Below are 18,126 nucleotides of genomic sequence, written 5' to 3'. Positions count from 1 at the left end.
GGGTACTATTTTATCCAAAGTCCAAGATTAGTAGCAAAATTAGCGATTGTTTTTAAGCAACAAAAACCAGGGACTTTAGTGCAGGCAAGATTTCCCCACTGCAATAATTTGATGAATTATAGTGGATTGCTATAGTACCCGTTGATGCGTTCCCGTAGCGGCTTAATGCTCGTCCATAGCGTTTTTAATGCCAATAACGCCAGTAAGGACGACCTTTCCAAAAGACCCCTAGGATTACTCCAATCACAGCATTCATGGAAAACCCAACTAACCCAAAAGGGATGGGAAGTTGGGACTTGAGCAATAAACCGACGATAAGGCAGAACACTAAAGCCCAGAGACTAGAGGTCTTCAGGAATACCTGAGACTGCCAACGTTCACAAATATAGACTCCTAACACCCCAACTCCTATAGCCGCAGCCATAAACCAGATGATTGCTAGGGGTCTAGAAAATAGTAGCCGCGAGACGGGGCGGAAAGTTTCTGATTGAGTCAAGACCCATATCAACAGGTTCTCTAGAGCAACTACCAGCACAGTGGTCAAAGCAGCTACTTTCGACAGAGGTAGCCAAGGCTGTTGCTTAAAAGTATTCCAAGGGTCATTCATGCTATGCTTCCTTTGACTTGGTTGATGATTATAAAAAAAAGTGTAGCGAGCTGGAAAACCCTGTCTGATCATGAACTTGCCAATCGTCTATCACCAGGACTATGTTGCACCTCTGCCAGACGGGCATCGCTTTCCCATGCCTAAATTTGGGAAACTCTACCAACTACTGCTACAAGAAGGTATGGCCACTCCTAAACAATTCCACACTCCAGACCTTCCCCCCCTAGACTGGCTCCACCTGGTTCACAGCCCCGCCTATGTTCAAGCTTACTGTCAAGGTACCCTAGACCCCAAAGCTGTGCGACGCATTGGCTTACCCTGGAGTCCAGCGTTAGTAAAGCGAACTTGTACTGCCGTAGGTGGCACGATTCTCACCGCTAAACTCGCCCTGAGTCACGGGTTAGCCTGCAATACTGCTGGTGGTACCCATCATGCTTTTCCCAATTATGGCTCAGGGTTTTGTATCTTTAATGATTTAGCGATCGCATCTCGTGTCCTGCAACAACTGGGACTAGTGCAGAAAATTCTAATTGTTGACCTAGATGTCCACCAAGGAGACGGTACCGCCTTTATCTTCCAAAACGACCACAGTGTCTTCACCTTTTCCATGCACTGTGAAGTCAATTTCCCTAGCACTAAACAAAAAAGCGACTTAGACGTTCCCCTACCAAAGGGGATGGATGATGATGCCTATCTACAAACCCTAGCCAAGTATCTTCCGGACTTACTCTCAGGATTCAAACCCAATTTAGTCCTCTACGATGCTGGAGTTGACCCCCATGTAGAAGACCACTTGGGGAAATTAGCCCTGACCGACACAGGAATTTACCGTCGGGATATGCAAGTGTTGAGTACCTGTATAGCAGCGGGCATACCAGTCGCTTGTGTGATTGGTGGTGGCTACGGAAATGATTTCGATGCCCTGATCTATCGCCACTCTTTACTTTACCGTGCTGCTCTTGAGGTCTATCGCCAGTTTAAGCTTTAATGGCAAACTAAAGAAGGAGGAATTCTTTGGTCGTAATTTATAAGATTGATAGCTAGATATAGGTAGATAAATTCCCTATAGCTATGGCCAACACTACTCCCCACTCCCAATTTAGCATTCCCCATAAAAAAAACTGTGCTGCTATCCAAAGGCTTTGAAGTAGAAATGTATACCGGCACTCCCGAAGGGGATATTGTCGGTTTTTCCGATCAGATTGTTGCATCCCTCGACGGATTTGTCCGAGAGCCAGATCAGCGCAATGTAGAATACACCACTGCTCCTTTATGTTGCTATGACCGTCTCTTATGTGCCTTAGTGCGTCCTCGACAGCAGCTGCGACAGTATTTAAAAAGCTTGGGTAACTATACAATAATTCCCGGAAGTACCCTGTCCTTAGCTGGAAGCGATCGCTTTTACCGTTCTGACCCCAATAATCCTTACCATTCCTACATTGAGACCACCTACGGCACTAAAGTTGTCACTGCCAGCATCCATATCAATGTGGGCATCTCTGACCCAGAAATCCTGATGAGAGCTTGTCGTCTCGTGCGAATGGAAGCTCCCCTGTACCTCGCCCTGAGTGCATCTTCCCCCTTTCTGGACGGCAAAACCACTGGCTATCACTCCACCCGTTGGGGAATGTTTCCCAAAACTCCCTGTGATGTTCCTTTATTTGAAAGCCATCGTCACTTTATCCAGTGGACTGAACAGCAACTCGCTGCTGGTACCATGTTTAATGTCCGTCATCTGTGGACCTCTGTGCGCCCCAATGGCAACCGACGCCCCTATGATCTCAACCGCCTAGAGCTGAGAATCTGTGATTTAATGGTCGATCCCATTGCCCTTTTATCGGTTATGGCACTATTGGAAGCACGCCTGATCCAACTGATTCATGATCCCAGCCTTGACCCCCTGGAGATAAGTACAATACCTGCCAACAACCGTTCAGCTGAATTGATTGCCCTGACAAATGCCAATGAAGTAGCTGCTGCTAAATCCAGTTTGGATGCCCAACTCAGGCATTGGCAGGATGGCAGACTAATTCTGGCACGAGATTGGATTGAGGAACTTTATCAAGAAGTTTGGCCGGTAGCCAAAAAACATGGTTTTAGTTGCTTCCTCTCGCCGATTCAGAAAATTCTACGGGAAGGAAACACCGCTTCGCAATGGTTACAACTTCATGCAGTGGGTGTTGAGCCTCGCCAAGTCATGATTCAAGCCATTCAATCCATGGCTGAGCAAGAGTCGCAACTAGAAGATCAACTGTGCCAGTCCCTGGTAGTCTAACTGATTAACAGCTTTGTTATTCAATTACAATTGAATAACTAAACTTGTCATTGCGAGGGTAGGGAGAATCAGGATTCCCCCTACCCCAGGATGATGATGGCATTTTTTATGAATTTTTTTTAATTTTTTAGAGTTTTTGTAAAGACAACCGCCTCAATTGAATAATTTTTTTGCCAAGTGAAATGCTTTGAAATATAAGAATATCTAATATATGCTTCAACGAAAACTAATATAAGAAAAACATATATGATCTATATCACTAGGTAGAGGTGATCTGAAATACAGACAAAAATATAGACCTTAGGTATGCCTATAGTACTATAACCTAGGGTCTATATCGAATGCTCCTCGAACCTGAATCCCTTGAACTGATTAAAATAAATCTTTCCCGACACCCGTTTGTCCACACCCGTTTGCCCACACCCCATACCCAGTAAAGCTTTCAAGCTGGTTATCACCACTTCAAAAACCAAGAGGCGATCGCCTATTGGTTTTCTAATCAGGGGTTTTATACTGAGTTGTATTCAAAGATAATAGATTGGTTGGTTGGATAGGGAGATAGGGAGATAGGGAGATAGGGAGATAGGGAGATAGGGAGATAGGGAGATAGGGAGATTGGGAGATTGGGAGATTGGGAGATTGGGAGATTGGGAGATTGGGGGAAGAGAAAGTTGTACGTTTGTCCGCAACTTGGTATTAGACCCAGATTTGGTATGAATATAGATTAGGGTCAAACGAGTTCACAGTTTCATGGTAAAAGTTGTCTTAATCAACCCGCAAATTCCACCGAATACCGGCAATATTGCCCGAACTTGCGCCGCCACCACTACTCAATTGCACTTAGTGGGTCCGTTGGGTTTTGAAATTAGCGATCGCTACTTGAAACGAGCAGGACTAGATTATTGGCCCTATGTAGATTTTAAATATCATGATTCCCTTGATGCATTTATCAGCTATCACCAGAAGCAAGAGGGGCGATGGATTGGCTTTACCAAGAGAGGAACATACAACTATATTAAGTTTCAGTTTCAGCCCAAGGACTGGTTATTGTTTGGCTGCGAAACTCAAGGTTTGCCTCCCCATGTCTTAGATGCTTGTCAGGCTAAGGTCTTTATCCCCATGGCCCAGCCGGGAGTTCGCAGCTTAAATCTCTCCGTCAGTGCTGCCCTTGGCTTATTTGAGGCCAGGCGTCAGTTGGGTTACTTGGAATAGGTTTTTTGTGTGTTAATAATTAGGACTTACGAACTCTAGTTGGTTTCCCCAGTCCAATTTGTATATTTTGTAGAAATTTTATATATAGATTTCTTTTGTATAGATTTACTTGTATAGATTTTTCTTATAGATTTACTTGTATTGATTTAGTTGTATCGATTTACGTTTAAGCTTTAACCGTTTAATCTTTAATTAGACCTTAACATTTAAATATATCACTTCTTAAATCGGGTGTCAATAGAAATATCGACGGCGACTTTAGTCGCTGTTTCCCTAGTCCTAATCTTGCCGGACTTAAGATAGAAAAATTAAATGGAGAGCAACAGACGCCCCACTCAAAACATACTTATCCCCCTTCAGGGGTTTAAACACCATCAGTAGAGTTCAAATGCGTAATTTCACCTCTACTGATGGTGTCAATAGGAAATGTCTGTATAAATGTGTAATTTTCGTGAAAAACCATCCTTCTCAGTGAATTCCCTAGCTGATCAATCCATTACTATCTCTTTATATTGGGTTAAACTCTGTGAAAACGTTTTGTCGGACAAGTCTGTTTTAATCAGGGAAAGACCTCAAAACCAGGTATCTTTGGGTAAAATCAAGGACTTTCAGCCTACAGCTGACCGGACGCACCTTGGTTTAATGAGTTAGTGTGTGTAAAATTACTCACCAAAAATTAAGCTATCTAGAATACTGAAATTACCAAACACATATAAGAAATTTCTATCATAAAGAGTAGGATTACCGAGAAATTACCGATAGATTTTGCTGATATCAAATGGCGAGTGCTCAATATACGCGCGCCAGCTATCAATAGAGAAAAGGAGGATTTGAAAGATTTTGTGAGCGCACCATCAACTAGCAACCCACCAGGATTAATCTGCCGGTTGATACAGGATTCTACGGTTGTTGTCTTACCCAAAATTCGCGTAGAGTTCATCTGTAACCAGTTAGTTACTTCGAGATTCCCATCGCTGTTTTTATGGCGCTCAAAGAGAATAATCAGCAAATATGCTGGATTTTCTTGGGTTACTGAGGGTGGTTTCCCGGAGAAAGCTTGATTAGCCAGTTACTTTATATGCATATATTATGCAGCATATGCAGCCATCCTGAACCGCAGCCGTGGTAAATCCCGACAATATCTCTGCTATGGGATGTTGTCCACCTAGTGGTCTAAGGATAAGTACCTATCAATGGCTTCAAGGTGTATCTAGCTATTGCCATGAAAGAACAAATTTTTTAGTAGTCATGTGAGCTTGTCTAAATCAAAGAAGCACGGTAATCTTGGCTAAGTCTCCCAAATAGATGTGATTTGGATCACACTTTAGCAGTGAGTCACATCATTGACTGGTAAAAAATCAATCAGGAACTGTTAAGCGCTCGTCAAACACCAGGAGGACTTTTTTGAAAGGAACACTTACTGATAAGGTCAATCATGTTCCGACCTGTGCAGCAGAGTCATCGGATTCGGCATCGAAACTACCTGCAAGTAATCATCCGGTCGGTGCAGCAATTCCCCTTGAGGTGAACCGTAAGGCTCGTACCTCAGCAGCCATGATTGGATTGGCGATTTCCATGGGGGCATCTGGCTTACTATTACCTCAACAGGGTGATGAAGCAATGGCATTCGAGCCAGTTGCTCCTGAGCCAAGTGGGACGAATCTACCAGCAGCCGAATTTAAAGTTACCGCTGTTTCAAGCCCCTCATTGCCAAACGCGGCTAAGCAGGGACAAGGGAGTGTGGAATCAAAGCCAGCCTCACCCCCAGAATTTGCGATTCGGCAAAGCCGACCCTACGCGAACGCGAATTTTAACAAGCTCAAAACCGATGACACTCTCCCAGTAGCGAGGAAGTCTACCATTGGTGAAGTTAAGGGTACTGATGCCAAAGCCTCATCTAACTCTGAGGGTGTACAGCCAAAACAGTTGCTAGCATCTGCACCAGTCTCAAAATTGGGTAACCTGTCAACGGATGCATCGCACGCTGTTTCCAACAAGACCAATAATCTTTTAAAAGCTAGACAAGACCTAGCCCTCAAGCGCCTCCAAAAACATCGAAACCGTCTGAGCAAAAGTCTGGTTCAGTTGAGGTCCGAGGAGTTTAACAAGTCTTATGAACTGGCATCAGGGACCCTTGGTTCTAGCCCACACACTTTACCCCCTGCAGTTCTAAAACCTGAGGGTTCAGTAACAGAAAAATCGCAGCCCATTGTTACTGTACCTACAACTCCGGCGGTGCTCCCACAGCCAATGCCGAAAGTTGCTGTATCACCAGCCTTAACCCAATCAACTAGATCTGGGTCACTACCAGTGGTCATTCCAGTACCGACTCCAGAAACAACTGTCATATCAGCAGTCAAACCATCAGTTGTCAAGGTCAGTACTCCAAAAATTGCATCGGCTACAACCGAGGTAACTATAGACCAACTCAATGTCCCACAGCCAGTGGTGCTGGGAACTAGGTTGTCATCTACTGGCAACTCGTTTCACCAGGTCAAAGCTGGTGAAACCCTCGATTCTATTGCCCGTAGCTATGGTTTATCCCGCTCAGAGCTAGTCTTAGCCAATCAGCTAGATAATCCTCACCTAATTGAAATTAATCAACAGCTGAAAATTCCTCAATTTAGGAGATTCGATCACCAAAAGTCCTCTTTTACCTTGCTATCTAGCAATAGCCGGAAATCTAAATCTTGGAAGCCAGGAATAGCGCGACCATTGGATTTAGGAACTATCTCTGTTAAGACTTCTACTAGTAGAGATCAAATCACACCCGTATCTATACAGGAAAAACCTAAGGTAAAACCGTTAACTGAGACGATTCTGACTCAATCGACTTCAGACAGTGGTCTGTTAGCTCAGGCTAATTCCTCTATTGAAAATCAGCCCTTAGAGTCTATTAACTCTCAGCGCAACTCCTATGTTGAAAAATTAAGGGCTGATATTCTCAAGATGCGAGAAGAAATCCGGGAGAATAAAACCAGCCCAGAGGAAAACAAACCAATCAACCTAGGAGTTACTACTAACGAGCCAGTTGCTGATCCCTCAAATAAGGAGTCTAAATCTGTCGAGATCACTCCCCAGTTCAATCCCGAGAATAATCAAGGAACCGATACGAAAGAGTGGCAATTATTACCGCAGCCACCGACAGCTCCACAGGCTCCTATTGCTATTCCAAGACCTCAGCCACCCCAGAAAACTCGACGCAGTTCTATTGCCATTCCTGTGCCTCCACCTGAGGTATCACAACCGAGAAGGATAGCTGTAGCTCCTGCCCCACCGGAACGATTTAACCCAATGATTCGTATACCGGTAGGAAAACCTGTTTCACCAGGAGTGCCACCTCTGTCTAAACCAGATATGTACTTGCCAGATAGCCCTACCCGCTTTAACGGATATATCTGGCCAAGTAATGGTGTGCTTACCTCAGGTTATGGTCGGCGTTGGGGACGGATGCACAAGGGCATTGATATTGCAGCTCCCATTGGGACACCGATTATAGCAGCAGCCCCTGGTGTTGTGGTCAGTGCTGGTTGGAATTCAGGTGGTTACGGTAAATTGGTGGAAATCAAGCATCCTGATGGAAGTCTGACCCTTTATGCCCACAACAGCCGAATTTTTGTGCGTCGTGGACAACAGGTTGGCCAAGGTCAACGAATTGCCGCTATGGGTAGCACAGGTTATAGCACTGGTCCTCACTTACACTTTGAGCTTCATCCCAGAGGTCGGGGAGCTGCCAATCCAATGGCCTATTTGCCTAGAAGACGGTAATGGAGTGATTTCAAGGGAAGTCTCCCAATCAGGCAAAATTACTAGGTTGAAGGAGGAGACAGAGGAAAAGGGTAAGGTGAGTAAAAGCTAATCGAAAATGTCGCAGAGTCTACCAAAAACTCTTATTATTTGTTAGACTTAAATTAGGGTAACACCGACAGGGATTATTATGTAACTTAAATTAAAGCCGAAAACCAAGGGTTTAATAGTTGCGCTCTCTATCCCGGTGGAACCAACTTTTTTGACATTTTTATGGCGCTCGCGGGATATTCCGTCAGAGAAGCGCGGAGATACCCCCTGGATGTGAAAGCATCTTGGATTGGCGGGCTAAGATCTACCTTGGTAGATTTTGGTAGCTAAAAAGTATCGGAACTTTCCTACTCTTCCTCACCTTCTCAAACAATAGCTATAATCACCCTTAGCCCCTTGAGCTAAAGGGAAAGTGGTTGTCTGAAGCAGGAATTACCTTTCCTATTGTTCTTCTACCTTTTCCGTATACCCCTTTATCTGTTCCGTTCGATGGGTGCGCACGCAGTATGTCAACTCAACTTTTGCTCAGCGATGCAGCGCGGTCTTGGGGGTTTCCCCCATGAGCGACTGCATCAAGAAAGGAATAAAAATTATTATAGAAATTATTGGCATTGATATGTTATAGTAGATAAGGGTTAAAAAAAAGGCTCAGTAGCTCAGTGGTTAGAGCAAGGGACTCATAAGCCCGAGGTCGCAGGTTCAAATCCCGCCTGAGCCATACCTAATTAGATAGTCAACATAAGCTAGTCAGCTGGATTGATCAAGAGAACCCTGGTAGTGTTCTCGGATTTCGTTAATCGAAAACAGAGCTTTAAACATTAGCCCAGCTGACTGATAAAGCTCGGCTCCACCTTGCAGCCGGTCAACCAGGGCTATTACCAGCTCTACCTGGTAACCAGCTTCCTTAAGGCGGTCCACGGCTTTCATGGCTGATTGCCCAGTAGTCACCACGTCTTCTAATACCACTACTTTGGCTCCTGTGGGCAAAGAAGGCCCTTCAATGTATGCCCTGGTTCCATGACCTTTTGGCTGTTTGCGGATAATTAGACCAGGGATAGGGCGGTTTTCTATGGCAGAAACAATGCTAACCGCACTCACGATCGGATCTGCCCCTAGAGTTAAGCCAGCAACAGCTTGAGTATCAGCAGGTACCATTGAGAATAGCAAACGTCCTATTGCCAATGCTCCTTGAGCATGAAGGGTAACCTGTTTACCATTGATGTAATAAGAGCTACGCTGCCCCGACGAAAGCACAAAATCACCCTCTTGGTAAGCCAGTTGACAAAACAAATCCAGCAGAAAAGGTCGCAGGAGAGGTAAATCTTTTGGGGTGGATAGAGCTTGAAATTGGTTGTTCATGAAACTTACTGAAAAAAACCTTGAGTCAAGAGAAAATGGGAGCTTACAAGCTACCATCAAACTGGTTGATTTGGATTTGGTGGGTATTCTTTCACCCGCTGGGGTAGTTTCCCCCTAATATCGGATACTATTGAGGAAAACTACGGGTGATTGCAAATGCGTTGGGAAAAGCTGTTTAGCGTTGTAGTTATAGCAGCCACTGCTAGTCTAGGAGCAGGTGCTGCCATAGCAGAAACTAATTCGGAGGACTTGGAGCTAATTCCTCTAGTAACCTTACCTGAGGCTTTTGAAAACGCTTTTTTTAATGACTCTGGGGACTTTTTCGAAAACAGGAGCATCAAGAGTCAAATCGATACAATTTTCGGTTCTGGATGGCCACCTGCTTTTCCAGAACTGGCACTTGAGCGGGATGCTCAGCGTGTTAGTAATCTTTATCGAGATGTACTAGAGCAGCAAGTTTCCAGTGGCCCTGTGATTCGTACTCTGGATTTACCAAACCCTTACAATACTTCCCTACGGTTGCTAGAACAATCGAGTGATATCCCAATCCAAGTGGAAAACCAAGAATTTTTCTTGGCACCGCAGCCCATACCACAGCTGCGTAGATGAGTATGGGACAGATTACTAGGGGTCAGATTACTAGAGCTGATAGTAGTAGCTGACCGCAAGTGTCCAATCCAGGGTGCAGGAGTTGAACCTGCCTAGGGCAAATTATGAGTTTGCTGCCTCAACCGCTCGGCCAACCCTGGGTTATTCCTTTCTATTATGGTAGCCTGAATTAGCTTAGTTTAACACCACTAACTATAAATTCCCGATTTATCCAATAATTCACAGAACATAAGATAATCTAGCTGTATAGCAGGACTATAATACAGCACGGAACCAGCGGTAATTCGGAATAACGTTAATCACCCTATGAAATTCAACACAACTGTAGCGCTAACCATAGTTCTACTGACAATGATGTTAGGTGCAGGTGTCGTGAGTGCCTTTTGGGGATTCTCTCTCGGTCACGAAGCCCTAAAAGGAGTTACTCAACCGGATACTAACCCTAAGAAAAAGTTGACAGGAAATAAGGGCTCTTCTTCTGGTAAAGAAGGGGTCTTGATTGTGAGCGAGAAGGATATCTTGGTTAACGTTCACGCCCACATACACAATAAGGGTAAAAATCCTCCGGCTAAGAAAAACAGCCAGACAACTAAGCAAATTAGTTGGTCTAAGCCCGCTCAGAAGGAGTCGTCGTCTGGTGTATTGACTCAAGAGGCATCCTTCACTCGGAAAAACCCTAAGCTAAATTTACCGGTTAAAAGTCAGGATAAGGGAGTCACCCTAGCGGTAAATTCTGCCAGTGTGCAAGAGGGTTCTTTAATGTTGGATGTCAGCTTGAAGAATCAGAGTTCTAATCCAGTCAGGTTTCTGTACAGCTTTTTGAATGTTACCGATGATCGCGGTCGTGCCCTAAGTGCAATTACGGAAGGCTTACCAGGAGAATTACCAGCTAATGGCAAGGAATTTTCTGGAACAGTGAGCATACCGACAGCTTTACTAGAGAACTCCAAGAAGCTTTCCCTGACACTGACCGATTATCCCGATCAAAAACTGCAGTTGAAAATGTCTCAGATTCCTGTAGTTAAATAAGGAAGCAGGTCGAGGTAATGCTTAATAAGCATAAAACGTTAAAGTTATGGTAAAAGCATATGTTCAGAGGAAACAACGCGCGCCAGTTTCGGCAGTCAGTTTCACCAGCCAGTCTCGCCAGCCAATTTAAATTCCCTTGACTGGCACTCCTGAACTAGCTCAAGGAAATGCTAGTCATACAACTGAAAACCCCATAATACAACTGATAAGTTTTTGATGGTAACGGATAACTCGATCCCAAGCTGCCCTAGGTCTAGGAAGATACATCACAAGGCAACCATAACCAGCAAAAAATGAAAATTATTTGCTTTTACCTTTCACTTTTTCTATGGTTGCCAACCTGATGGTTTTTCTAACAGTGGATGCTTCTATTAGCCTCTCTGAGGGAGAGGTTTTGCTGGGATTTTTATCAGTGCTACTGCTGATAGCGATCAATGCTTTTTTTGTTACGGCTGAGTTTTCCATGGTGGCGGTGCGGCGATCGCGGATTAGCCAATTAGTAGATGCGGGTGACGTGCAAGCAAAGACGGTTCAGGCTTTGCAACAGAGCATTGACCGATTACTATCTACAACTCAGTTAGGGATTACCCTCTCGAGCCTTGCTCTGGGATGGATTGGGGAGACTACCATGGCAACTTTGGTAGCAGCTGGGATAGCCAAGCTACCACTACCGCCAGCTCTAAGTCCAGTTATTAGCCATTCCCTAGCAATCCTGGTGGCATTTTTCTTGATTGCGTATCTACAAATTGTTTTGGGGGAACTTTGTCCCAAATCCCTGGCTTTACTTTACTCAGAACAACTAGCACGGTTTCTGGGGCCACCCAGTCTGGTAATTGCCAGGTTTTTCAATCCTTTTATCCAGATTTTGAATCAATCTACCCGCTGGCTCCTGAGGCTGGTGGGTGTTCAATATTCTGGTCAAGGTTGGTATAGCCGTGTAACACCGGAAGAGTTGCAGCTGATTATTACCACTGAACGGGAGTCTATTGGGCTGGAAGCAGAAGAGAGAAAGCTACTGAAAAATGTGTTTGAGTTTGGGGAGGTTTTAGCAGCAGAGGTAATGGTTCCCCGCACCAGTCTTGTGGCTATTTCCTATGCAGCAAGCTTCGAAATCTTGTTAGAGGAAGTTGCTAAGACTAGTCACTCTCGCTATCCTGTGATTGGGGCATCCCTAGATGACGTTCGTGGCATTATCGACTTCAAACAATTGGCTAAACCTTTATCTAAAGGGAAGCTAGGACTTCAGGCACCGATTAAATCCTGGATTTGTCCAGCTAAGTTTGTCCCAGAAACTACCCCATTGAGTGAATTACTGCCGATGATGCAGCGATCGCATTTGGCAATGGTGATGGTGGTGGATGAGTTTGGAGGTACAGCTGGATTAGTCACCCTCAAGGATTTAATTGCTGAAATTATTGGTGATGGACCTGAATCTGACATAACCGAGGACTTGACGGTACAAATTCTAGACGAGTATACCTTCCTGGTGCAAGCTCAGATGAATATGGAAGAAGTCAACGAACTTTTGGATTTAAACCTACCTGTAATTGATGACTATCACACTTTGGGCGGTTTTATGCTCGACAAGTTTCAGAAAATTCCTGTACCCGGTGAAACCTTAAATTATGAAAATCTAGAATTGACCGTTGTGTCTGCTTCTGGAGCGCGCCTAAACCAAATTCGCATAAGCCGCCAGCAGCCACAAGAGAATAATTCAGTAGATGTTTCCGATTCTGATCAAATGCCGATAATTCCCAGCAAGGAGGATATTTCCTTTGACAATGGAGGGCTATAGTTTTGATCAACTTTAGTTGATTAGTGCCGGATAAAACCAATAGAAAATAATGGCGCGAGGAGATCAAATTTACGTATTCCAAAAGTTTCTTAACTTTGAAGGGGTTTACCAACATCATGGTATTGACTGTGGAGACGGTAGTGTTATCCACTACCGCAAAAATACTGAAACAATTGAACGTACTTCTATGGCTACCTTTGCTCTAGGTGAAACAAAAATTTATGTCAGGCAGTACTCAGTTTGTTTAATTCCAGATGTCGTGATTCGTCGGGCAGAAAGTCGATTAGGGGAAAGGCAATATAACCTAATTTTTAATAACTGTGAACACTTTGCTAATTGGTGCAAAACTGGCAAAAGTGAGAGCCAGCAAGTCAAGGATTTTATTCCGGTAATTAGTAATACGAATATCGAGGGTTTGTACGAAGCTATAAAACAAGCACTTCAGGGAGCAAAGCAAGACGATACAACTCAGTTACTTAATCAAGCATTATCTGATCTCAGGGTGGTTTGGGATGAGATTCAACCTAAGTATAAACAGGAACTTAAAGAAATCAATGTCTGGCAGCAAGTGGCAATTCAAGCTCTTAAAAACAATCGAGAAGACTTAGCCCGTGCGGCTTTGATCCGGAAGCGGAACTATGAGAAAAGCGCGACGGACAAGAAAGCTCAACTAGACCAGTTAGCTAAGATGACAGAAACCTTGATTCGCAACCGTATGAACTGGCAACAAACTTAGTGGGTTGCTCAAGTCATTAGAAAACGACTTTGAGCGATTAGCTATCAGCAACCATAACTTATCGAGTCGATTTAATTTTATTACCCCTACTCCCTACTCCCTACTCCCTACTCCCTAAAATCTAGGACGAGGTACTTCCAGGAATTCAGAACTGCTATATATTCTTAGTATAGTTGTAAAGATCCAAAAAATTGAATGGAACGTGGTTTACTATGGTTACCTCTGCTAGCAGCATTTTGCTGGCTTGCCTGGTCAGGTTGGAACGAATACCAAAAGATTGAAGCTTATCGCCGCTGGGCTGAACAGTTTGAACGGGCAAAGTATGATATCTATGCGGTGCTTGGTCAGAAAGGCAGTGACCTGACTTGGGGTAAACCCACTAGAAATGAACCAATAAATCTAGAAACCTTTTCCCTCAAAGACGTTAAATCAATCAACTTGCTAGTTGATAATCAAGTGGTTGACTTAGAGCAACCACCGGATAAAGGTCGTGCGATCGCATTAGAATTTCAGTTTCTCAAACCCATAGATCCAGTCAAAGTTCCCTTTACAGAAATTCCTTTGGCAGTGGAGTGGGGAAAATATCTCCAGTCATTAATCTCCAGTCATTAACTATAGCGCTGGGTGAAGGGAATAGGCAATAGGGAACTTCGGATCTCCAAATTGGCTAGCACCATCTGCTAATAATCCCAGGTTACCCTTACGAGTTAGACCTGGGGCTTCTCCTGAGTTAAGCTAAAAAATCCACTAATTGCTCTAACTTCAACCAAGGGGCACCGCTAGCCATAACATCCTTTGCCAGAGCAATCCCTGCTGTGTGGTCTTCGAGAGGTATAACACCGGCGACTTGAAGGGCTAATGAGGCATTTAACGCCACCACATCCTGCTGGGCTGGTGTTCCTTTACCTTGCAAAACATTCTGTAAAATTGCCCCATTTTCCGCTACATCACCCCCTCGTAGGGACTCAGTAGGGGCAGGAGTTAGACCGAGATGTTCTGGATTCAGACTCAAAAGTCGCACTTTACCCTCCGATAGCAGTGCCAAGTCAGTTTCATCTGCCAATCCCGCCTCATCTAATTTTTCTCTGCCATGGAGAACTATTGCGTTGGGAGTACCCATCAAACACAAGGATTGGGCTACAGTCTCTACAAAGTTGGGAGCATAAACACCGATTACCTGACCGGTAGGACGCAGGGGATTGACTAATGGTCCTAACAAGTTAAACACTGTCCGTACTTTGAGGGTTTGCCGTAACGGTGCCACTGCTTTCATGGCTGGATGCCAACCCCGAGCAAACAGAAAGGTTACCCCTACCTCACCCAGGGCTGCCTGAATCTTGTCCGGTGCTGCTGATAAATTTACTCCTAGGGCTTCGAGCACATCAGCCGAACCCACCTTACTAGAAGTAGAACGATTACCATGCTTAGCAACCAGCACTCCAGCTGCCGCCACTACGAAGGCTACTGCGGTAGAGATATTAAAGGTAGACGCGCCATCCCCACCGGTACCACAGGTATCAATGACGGGTTGGTTGTGTTCAATGGTTGTCTTCTGCAACGACTGGGATTGTAGCACCTGAGCCATCCCTGCCAATTCGGTAGCGGATACTCCTTTACCCTGGATAGCTGCTAAAAGTGCCCCAGATAAGACGGTCGGAATTTCTTCATTCAACCATCCCTGCATCAGTTGTGATGCCTGGTCACTGGATAACGATTGCCCATCCAACAACTGTTGCAACAAACTGGGCCAGTTAGAAGAGGTTTGAACCATTATTATAGAAGCAGAGTATTTTTTCTAGAAATGCGATCGCATTCACTATTGAATCACTATTTCCGATCAATCTCTCACTAACAAGGCTACAGCATAAGCAGCAATTCCCTCTTCACGTCCCACCGGACCGAGCTTTTCATTAGTGGTTGCCTTAATGCCAATTTGGTCAGGCTTTAGCTCTAGCACTACACTTAAGCGATCGCGCATTGTCTTAATATGAGGCTTAAGCTTAGGACGCTCCGCCACCACCACCGAATCAATATTGCCAATCCCCCAGCCATGGGATTGGATCAACTGATTCACCTGATCCAACAATACCAAACTATCCGCACCCGCCCATTTTTCGTCAGTTGGGGGGAAATAATGACCAATATCGCCCAAACTCAAGGCTCCCAGCATGGCGTCCATGATGGCGTGAGTCAGGACATCGGCATCACTGTGACCGAGTAATCCCAATTCATGAGGAATGTCTACACCTCCGATAATCAGACGGCGACCTTTGCCCAATTTATGGATATCGTAACCGTTGCCAATCCGAATAGTCATTTTTAGCACTTAATCCCACGTTAACAGAGCAAGCGATCGAATTTTACCTGCTCTTTAAGGCTGCTGCCAAATTCTGTAAATTAGTGAGAATATACCGAGGTTTTTAGTCTGGTTTACCTATATCTTTTCGTCTTCTTAATATTAAGTTTTATTTCGAGATTGGAAATTTATGGAACCTACAGTGTATTTACGGATATCTAGAGAACAAATATCCCAAATATATTAGGAGGTAGCACAATGAAAAAAATCGGTTCTACTACTCTACTCATGTTCGCTACACTCTCGGGACTTCTGTTGTTTGCTCCCCCAGTAAAAGCGGATCAGATCAGATACTGTTACAGTGTCCCTCGTTACTACGTTGAGAAGGATGCAGCTAACCATCGTGAAGCTTACGATGATGGTTATCAGGAGGGGCGACGTGATGCCAGGAGGGGTATAGCTTATGAAGAGCGCACCGCAGGGGGCGAGTTTAGCCGTGGCTATCGTCATGGATATTACGGTCGCCGCTACAGAGGTCAGCGGCGTCAGGTTGCAGACCGCCGTAACTACTACAACACCAGGGAGTGTCGTACCTACAACTATGACGATAATGAGAATATGAAAGATGTTTTGGGCAGGATTTTGCACCAATTTGAAAGGGATCTGCGTTGGGATATGAACTGGAACAACAATCCTCAAAGGTACGAGGAAAGGTACGAAGATAGAAGCCAGGACAGAAACTCTCAAATATATCGATATCCAAGATAGTTGTGGCTCTCTAGCATATGACTATGGTGCTGCTACTACCTTTTGAAAGCTTTGCGGAGTTGGTAGTGGTACACAATTGGTGATTTTAGCTCCTGTTACCTTTACCAGACCTTAGCCAAACCACTATATCTTTACCACTACCGCTTAGTTTAATGGCCGCAGACGTTAATTATAGGGGTCACCCTCAGGCAAACAGAGGGAAATACGCTTCTGCTTGATGCGCTCTTCTTCCAGACAGAGGTCTTCAATTTCCTTAACAACTTCTTCGGAGATGTCGATGGCTTTGGCCATCTTGCGGATGGTTGCCTTTTCCCCTTCCGCATATTCTGCATCCGAAGCAGCCGCCTTGATGGCAAAGTAAATCACTCCTCTACGACCCTTGCTGATGACATTGTTACTGGTCACGACTTCCGAGATGTCTTCGTTGGCGGGATAGGTTTCTAGCTCTTTCAATAAGGACTCTGGTGCTCCAGCGGTTGCTGCCCGTCCAATCACCCACTTTCTCTCGGCTTCTGAGAGTTCTCCATCACCATTGGCAGCAATAAGAAGGGACTTTAGAAAGGTGCCGAGCTCTATAAAGCTGGAGAGCTCTTCGACATTAGCCATTTTATCGAGATCCCAGTCCCAAAGTTCCTTGTAATACCACTTGGATATGGTTGCCCGTATCGGAGCAATATCTGTTGTAGCTGTTGTCATTTTATTCTCCTGAATTTTCGTTTAAAGACTTAACAGATTCTAGATATCTAGAATCTGTCTTCACTTTATTTCTACCTACAGTTAGCGGGTATAACAGTTGCTAAGTGTAGCAGACTTAGGACCGGCGTAAGTTTAGGGGGTTTTACCCCCCCTCCCCTCAAATCTGGGGGGTAATTCTCAGAAATTCCCCCTAGTTTATAGGATTTAGGGGGCAATGGTGAAGTCCTGAGAATTTAAGTAAATTGGGTTCAGGTTTTAAAATATAATAAAAAAATTATTTTGTCAAGGATTAATTTATAAATATTTACAAACCTCTCATTTTTTTGCTATTTTTAGTTTAAACATTGTAGTCAATTATTTATATGCCAGGATAATTTTCGAGGGTATTGTGTGTTCGAGTTGGCGTACGGCAAGGGTTCCGGCGACAGAGCCAAAGCAAAATTTAATGAGCATTTATAGCAAGGGAAGTATAGTTTAGGACATAGTCTTTTGGTTGAAAGGGAGCAGGGACTGAGGCCGTTGGCCACGCGGGGCGCGTTCGGAGCAGGGAGCAGAAGATGTCTTAAGCTTTACTTCGACTGCTATAATTAGCGATCGCAAACGTTCAAAAATCTCAAACCCTAGAGCAGCCAAGTAATTTGAGGGATAGTAACAATTTTTTACGAGCAGCTTGACAAATTGCACCTAACCTGAAATTGTTTCCAAGGAATTGGGTTCAGTTGGAAAGTCGCCCATTAGACTCCAACTGATTGAAAATACTAAACTCCCCAAAGATGACAGCCTTTACGATTAGTATCTTTACATCCCCTGTTGCTCAAAAAATATAGTTTTTTCATTGTGTTTACAGGCTTGTAAGTGCTGTTTTATAATTCTATATTTAATACTCTTTATCCCACATTCCGCAGGTTGGTCAGACCAGTAAATAATATTTTTGGCAGGGAGCACC

At 44.4% G+C, this 18,126-nt stretch carries 15 protein-coding genes and 2 tRNA genes; 11 read left to right on the top strand and 6 right to left on the bottom strand.

What is annotated here, in order from left to right; translation table 11 throughout:
* Window positions 1-184: 184 nt before the first annotated feature.
* Window positions 185-607, bottom strand: coding sequence for a peptide chain release factor 1 (locus BJP37_RS09005; protein ID WP_075905919.1), 423 nt, complete (start codon window positions 605-607; stop codon window positions 185-187).
* 70 nt (window positions 608-677) lie between these two features.
* Between BJP37_RS09005 and BJP37_RS09000 the strand changes: the two genes are divergently transcribed.
* The 5 genes from BJP37_RS09000 to BJP37_RS08975 all read left to right on the top strand — a co-directional run bounded on the left by BJP37_RS09000 (window position 678) and on the right by BJP37_RS08975 (window position 8,610).
* Window positions 678-1,595 (top strand): histone deacetylase family protein, encoded by a 918-nt coding sequence (locus tag BJP37_RS09000; RefSeq protein ID WP_075898138.1) that lies wholly within the window; start codon window positions 678-680, stop codon window positions 1,593-1,595.
* Window positions 1,596-1,730: 135 nt separating this feature from the next.
* Window positions 1,731-2,882, top strand: a complete 1,152-nt coding sequence (gene gshA, locus BJP37_RS08995; RefSeq protein ID WP_075898136.1) for a glutamate--cysteine ligase — start codon at window positions 1,731-1,733, stop codon at window positions 2,880-2,882.
* A 750-nt stretch (window positions 2,883-3,632) separates the two neighbouring features.
* A complete protein-coding gene (trmL, locus tag BJP37_RS08990; RefSeq protein WP_070392084.1) occupies window positions 3,633-4,094 on the top strand; it encodes a tRNA (uridine(34)/cytosine(34)/5-carboxymethylaminomethyluridine(34)-2'-O)-methyltransferase TrmL in 462 nt (153 codons plus the stop codon).
* 1,404 nt (window positions 4,095-5,498) lie between these two features.
* On the top strand, window positions 5,499-7,862 hold the full coding sequence (locus BJP37_RS08980; RefSeq protein ID WP_075898132.1) for a LysM peptidoglycan-binding domain-containing M23 family metallopeptidase: 2,364 nt from the start codon (window positions 5,499-5,501) through the stop codon (window positions 7,860-7,862).
* Between the two features lie 675 nt (window positions 7,863-8,537).
* A tRNA-Met gene (locus tag BJP37_RS08975) sits at window positions 8,538-8,610 on the top strand.
* A gap of 29 nt (window positions 8,611-8,639) precedes the next feature.
* On the opposite strand, the gene pyrE is transcribed toward BJP37_RS08975, so the two are convergent.
* Entirely contained in the window at window positions 8,640-9,251 is a 612-nt protein-coding gene (pyrE, locus tag BJP37_RS08970; RefSeq protein ID WP_075898130.1) for an orotate phosphoribosyltransferase, read from the bottom strand.
* Between the two features lie 156 nt (window positions 9,252-9,407).
* Between pyrE and BJP37_RS08965 the strand changes: the two genes are divergently transcribed.
* Window positions 9,408-9,860 carry a hypothetical protein gene (locus BJP37_RS08965; protein WP_075898128.1) on the top strand — a complete coding sequence of 151 codons (453 nt, stop codon included), beginning with the start codon at window positions 9,408-9,410 and terminating at the stop codon, window positions 9,858-9,860.
* A 67-nt stretch (window positions 9,861-9,927) separates the two neighbouring features.
* Here BJP37_RS08965 and BJP37_RS08960 read toward each other — a convergent pair.
* Window positions 9,928-10,000 (bottom strand) — tRNA-Ile (locus BJP37_RS08960).
* A 166-nt stretch (window positions 10,001-10,166) separates the two neighbouring features.
* Between BJP37_RS08960 and BJP37_RS08955 the strand changes: the two genes are divergently transcribed.
* From BJP37_RS08955 to BJP37_RS08940, 4 genes are all read left to right on the top strand, one after another.
* Complete coding sequence (locus BJP37_RS08955) at window positions 10,167-10,889, top strand: hypothetical protein (RefSeq protein WP_075898126.1); 723 nt, start codon at window positions 10,167-10,169, stop codon at window positions 10,887-10,889.
* Window positions 10,890-11,232: 343 nt separating this feature from the next.
* On the top strand, window positions 11,233-12,684 hold the full coding sequence (locus BJP37_RS08950; RefSeq protein WP_229415252.1) for a hemolysin family protein: 1,452 nt from the start codon (window positions 11,233-11,235) through the stop codon (window positions 12,682-12,684).
* 49 nt (window positions 12,685-12,733) lie between these two features.
* Window positions 12,734-13,420, top strand: a complete 687-nt coding sequence (locus BJP37_RS08945; protein WP_075898122.1) for a lecithin retinol acyltransferase family protein — start codon at window positions 12,734-12,736, stop codon at window positions 13,418-13,420.
* Window positions 13,421-13,615: 195 nt separating this feature from the next.
* The gene (locus tag BJP37_RS08940) at window positions 13,616-14,032 is read left to right on the top strand and encodes a hypothetical protein (protein WP_075898120.1); all 417 of its coding nucleotides are present in this window, start codon (window positions 13,616-13,618) and stop codon (window positions 14,030-14,032) included.
* A gap of 118 nt (window positions 14,033-14,150) precedes the next feature.
* Here BJP37_RS08940 and trpD read toward each other — a convergent pair whose 3' ends face one another.
* Complete coding sequence (gene trpD, locus BJP37_RS08935; RefSeq protein WP_075898118.1) at window positions 14,151-15,191, bottom strand: anthranilate phosphoribosyltransferase; 1,041 nt, start codon at window positions 15,189-15,191, stop codon at window positions 14,151-14,153.
* A gap of 66 nt (window positions 15,192-15,257) precedes the next feature.
* The gene (gene ispF, locus BJP37_RS08930; protein ID WP_075898116.1) at window positions 15,258-15,737 is read right to left on the bottom strand and encodes a 2-C-methyl-D-erythritol 2,4-cyclodiphosphate synthase; all 480 of its coding nucleotides are present in this window, start codon (window positions 15,735-15,737) and stop codon (window positions 15,258-15,260) included.
* A 237-nt stretch (window positions 15,738-15,974) separates the two neighbouring features.
* Here ispF and BJP37_RS08925 point away from each other — a divergent pair, with 237 nt between their 5' ends.
* On the top strand, window positions 15,975-16,484 hold the full coding sequence (locus BJP37_RS08925) for a hypothetical protein (RefSeq protein WP_075898114.1): 510 nt from the start codon (window positions 15,975-15,977) through the stop codon (window positions 16,482-16,484).
* 165 nt (window positions 16,485-16,649) lie between these two features.
* On the opposite strand, the gene BJP37_RS08920 is transcribed toward BJP37_RS08925, so the two are convergent.
* Window positions 16,650-17,180 carry a tellurite resistance TerB family protein gene (locus tag BJP37_RS08920; protein WP_075898112.1) on the bottom strand — a complete coding sequence of 177 codons (531 nt, stop codon included), beginning with the start codon at window positions 17,178-17,180 and terminating at the stop codon, window positions 16,650-16,652.
* Window positions 17,181-18,126: the final 946 nt, after the last annotated feature.

Origin of the sequence: Moorena bouillonii PNG, from assembly GCF_001942495.1 — a bacterium.
Taxonomy (GTDB): domain Bacteria; phylum Cyanobacteriota; class Cyanobacteriia; order Cyanobacteriales; family Coleofasciculaceae; genus Moorena; species Moorena bouillonii.
This window is presented reverse-complemented; position numbering and strand designations above follow the sequence as displayed.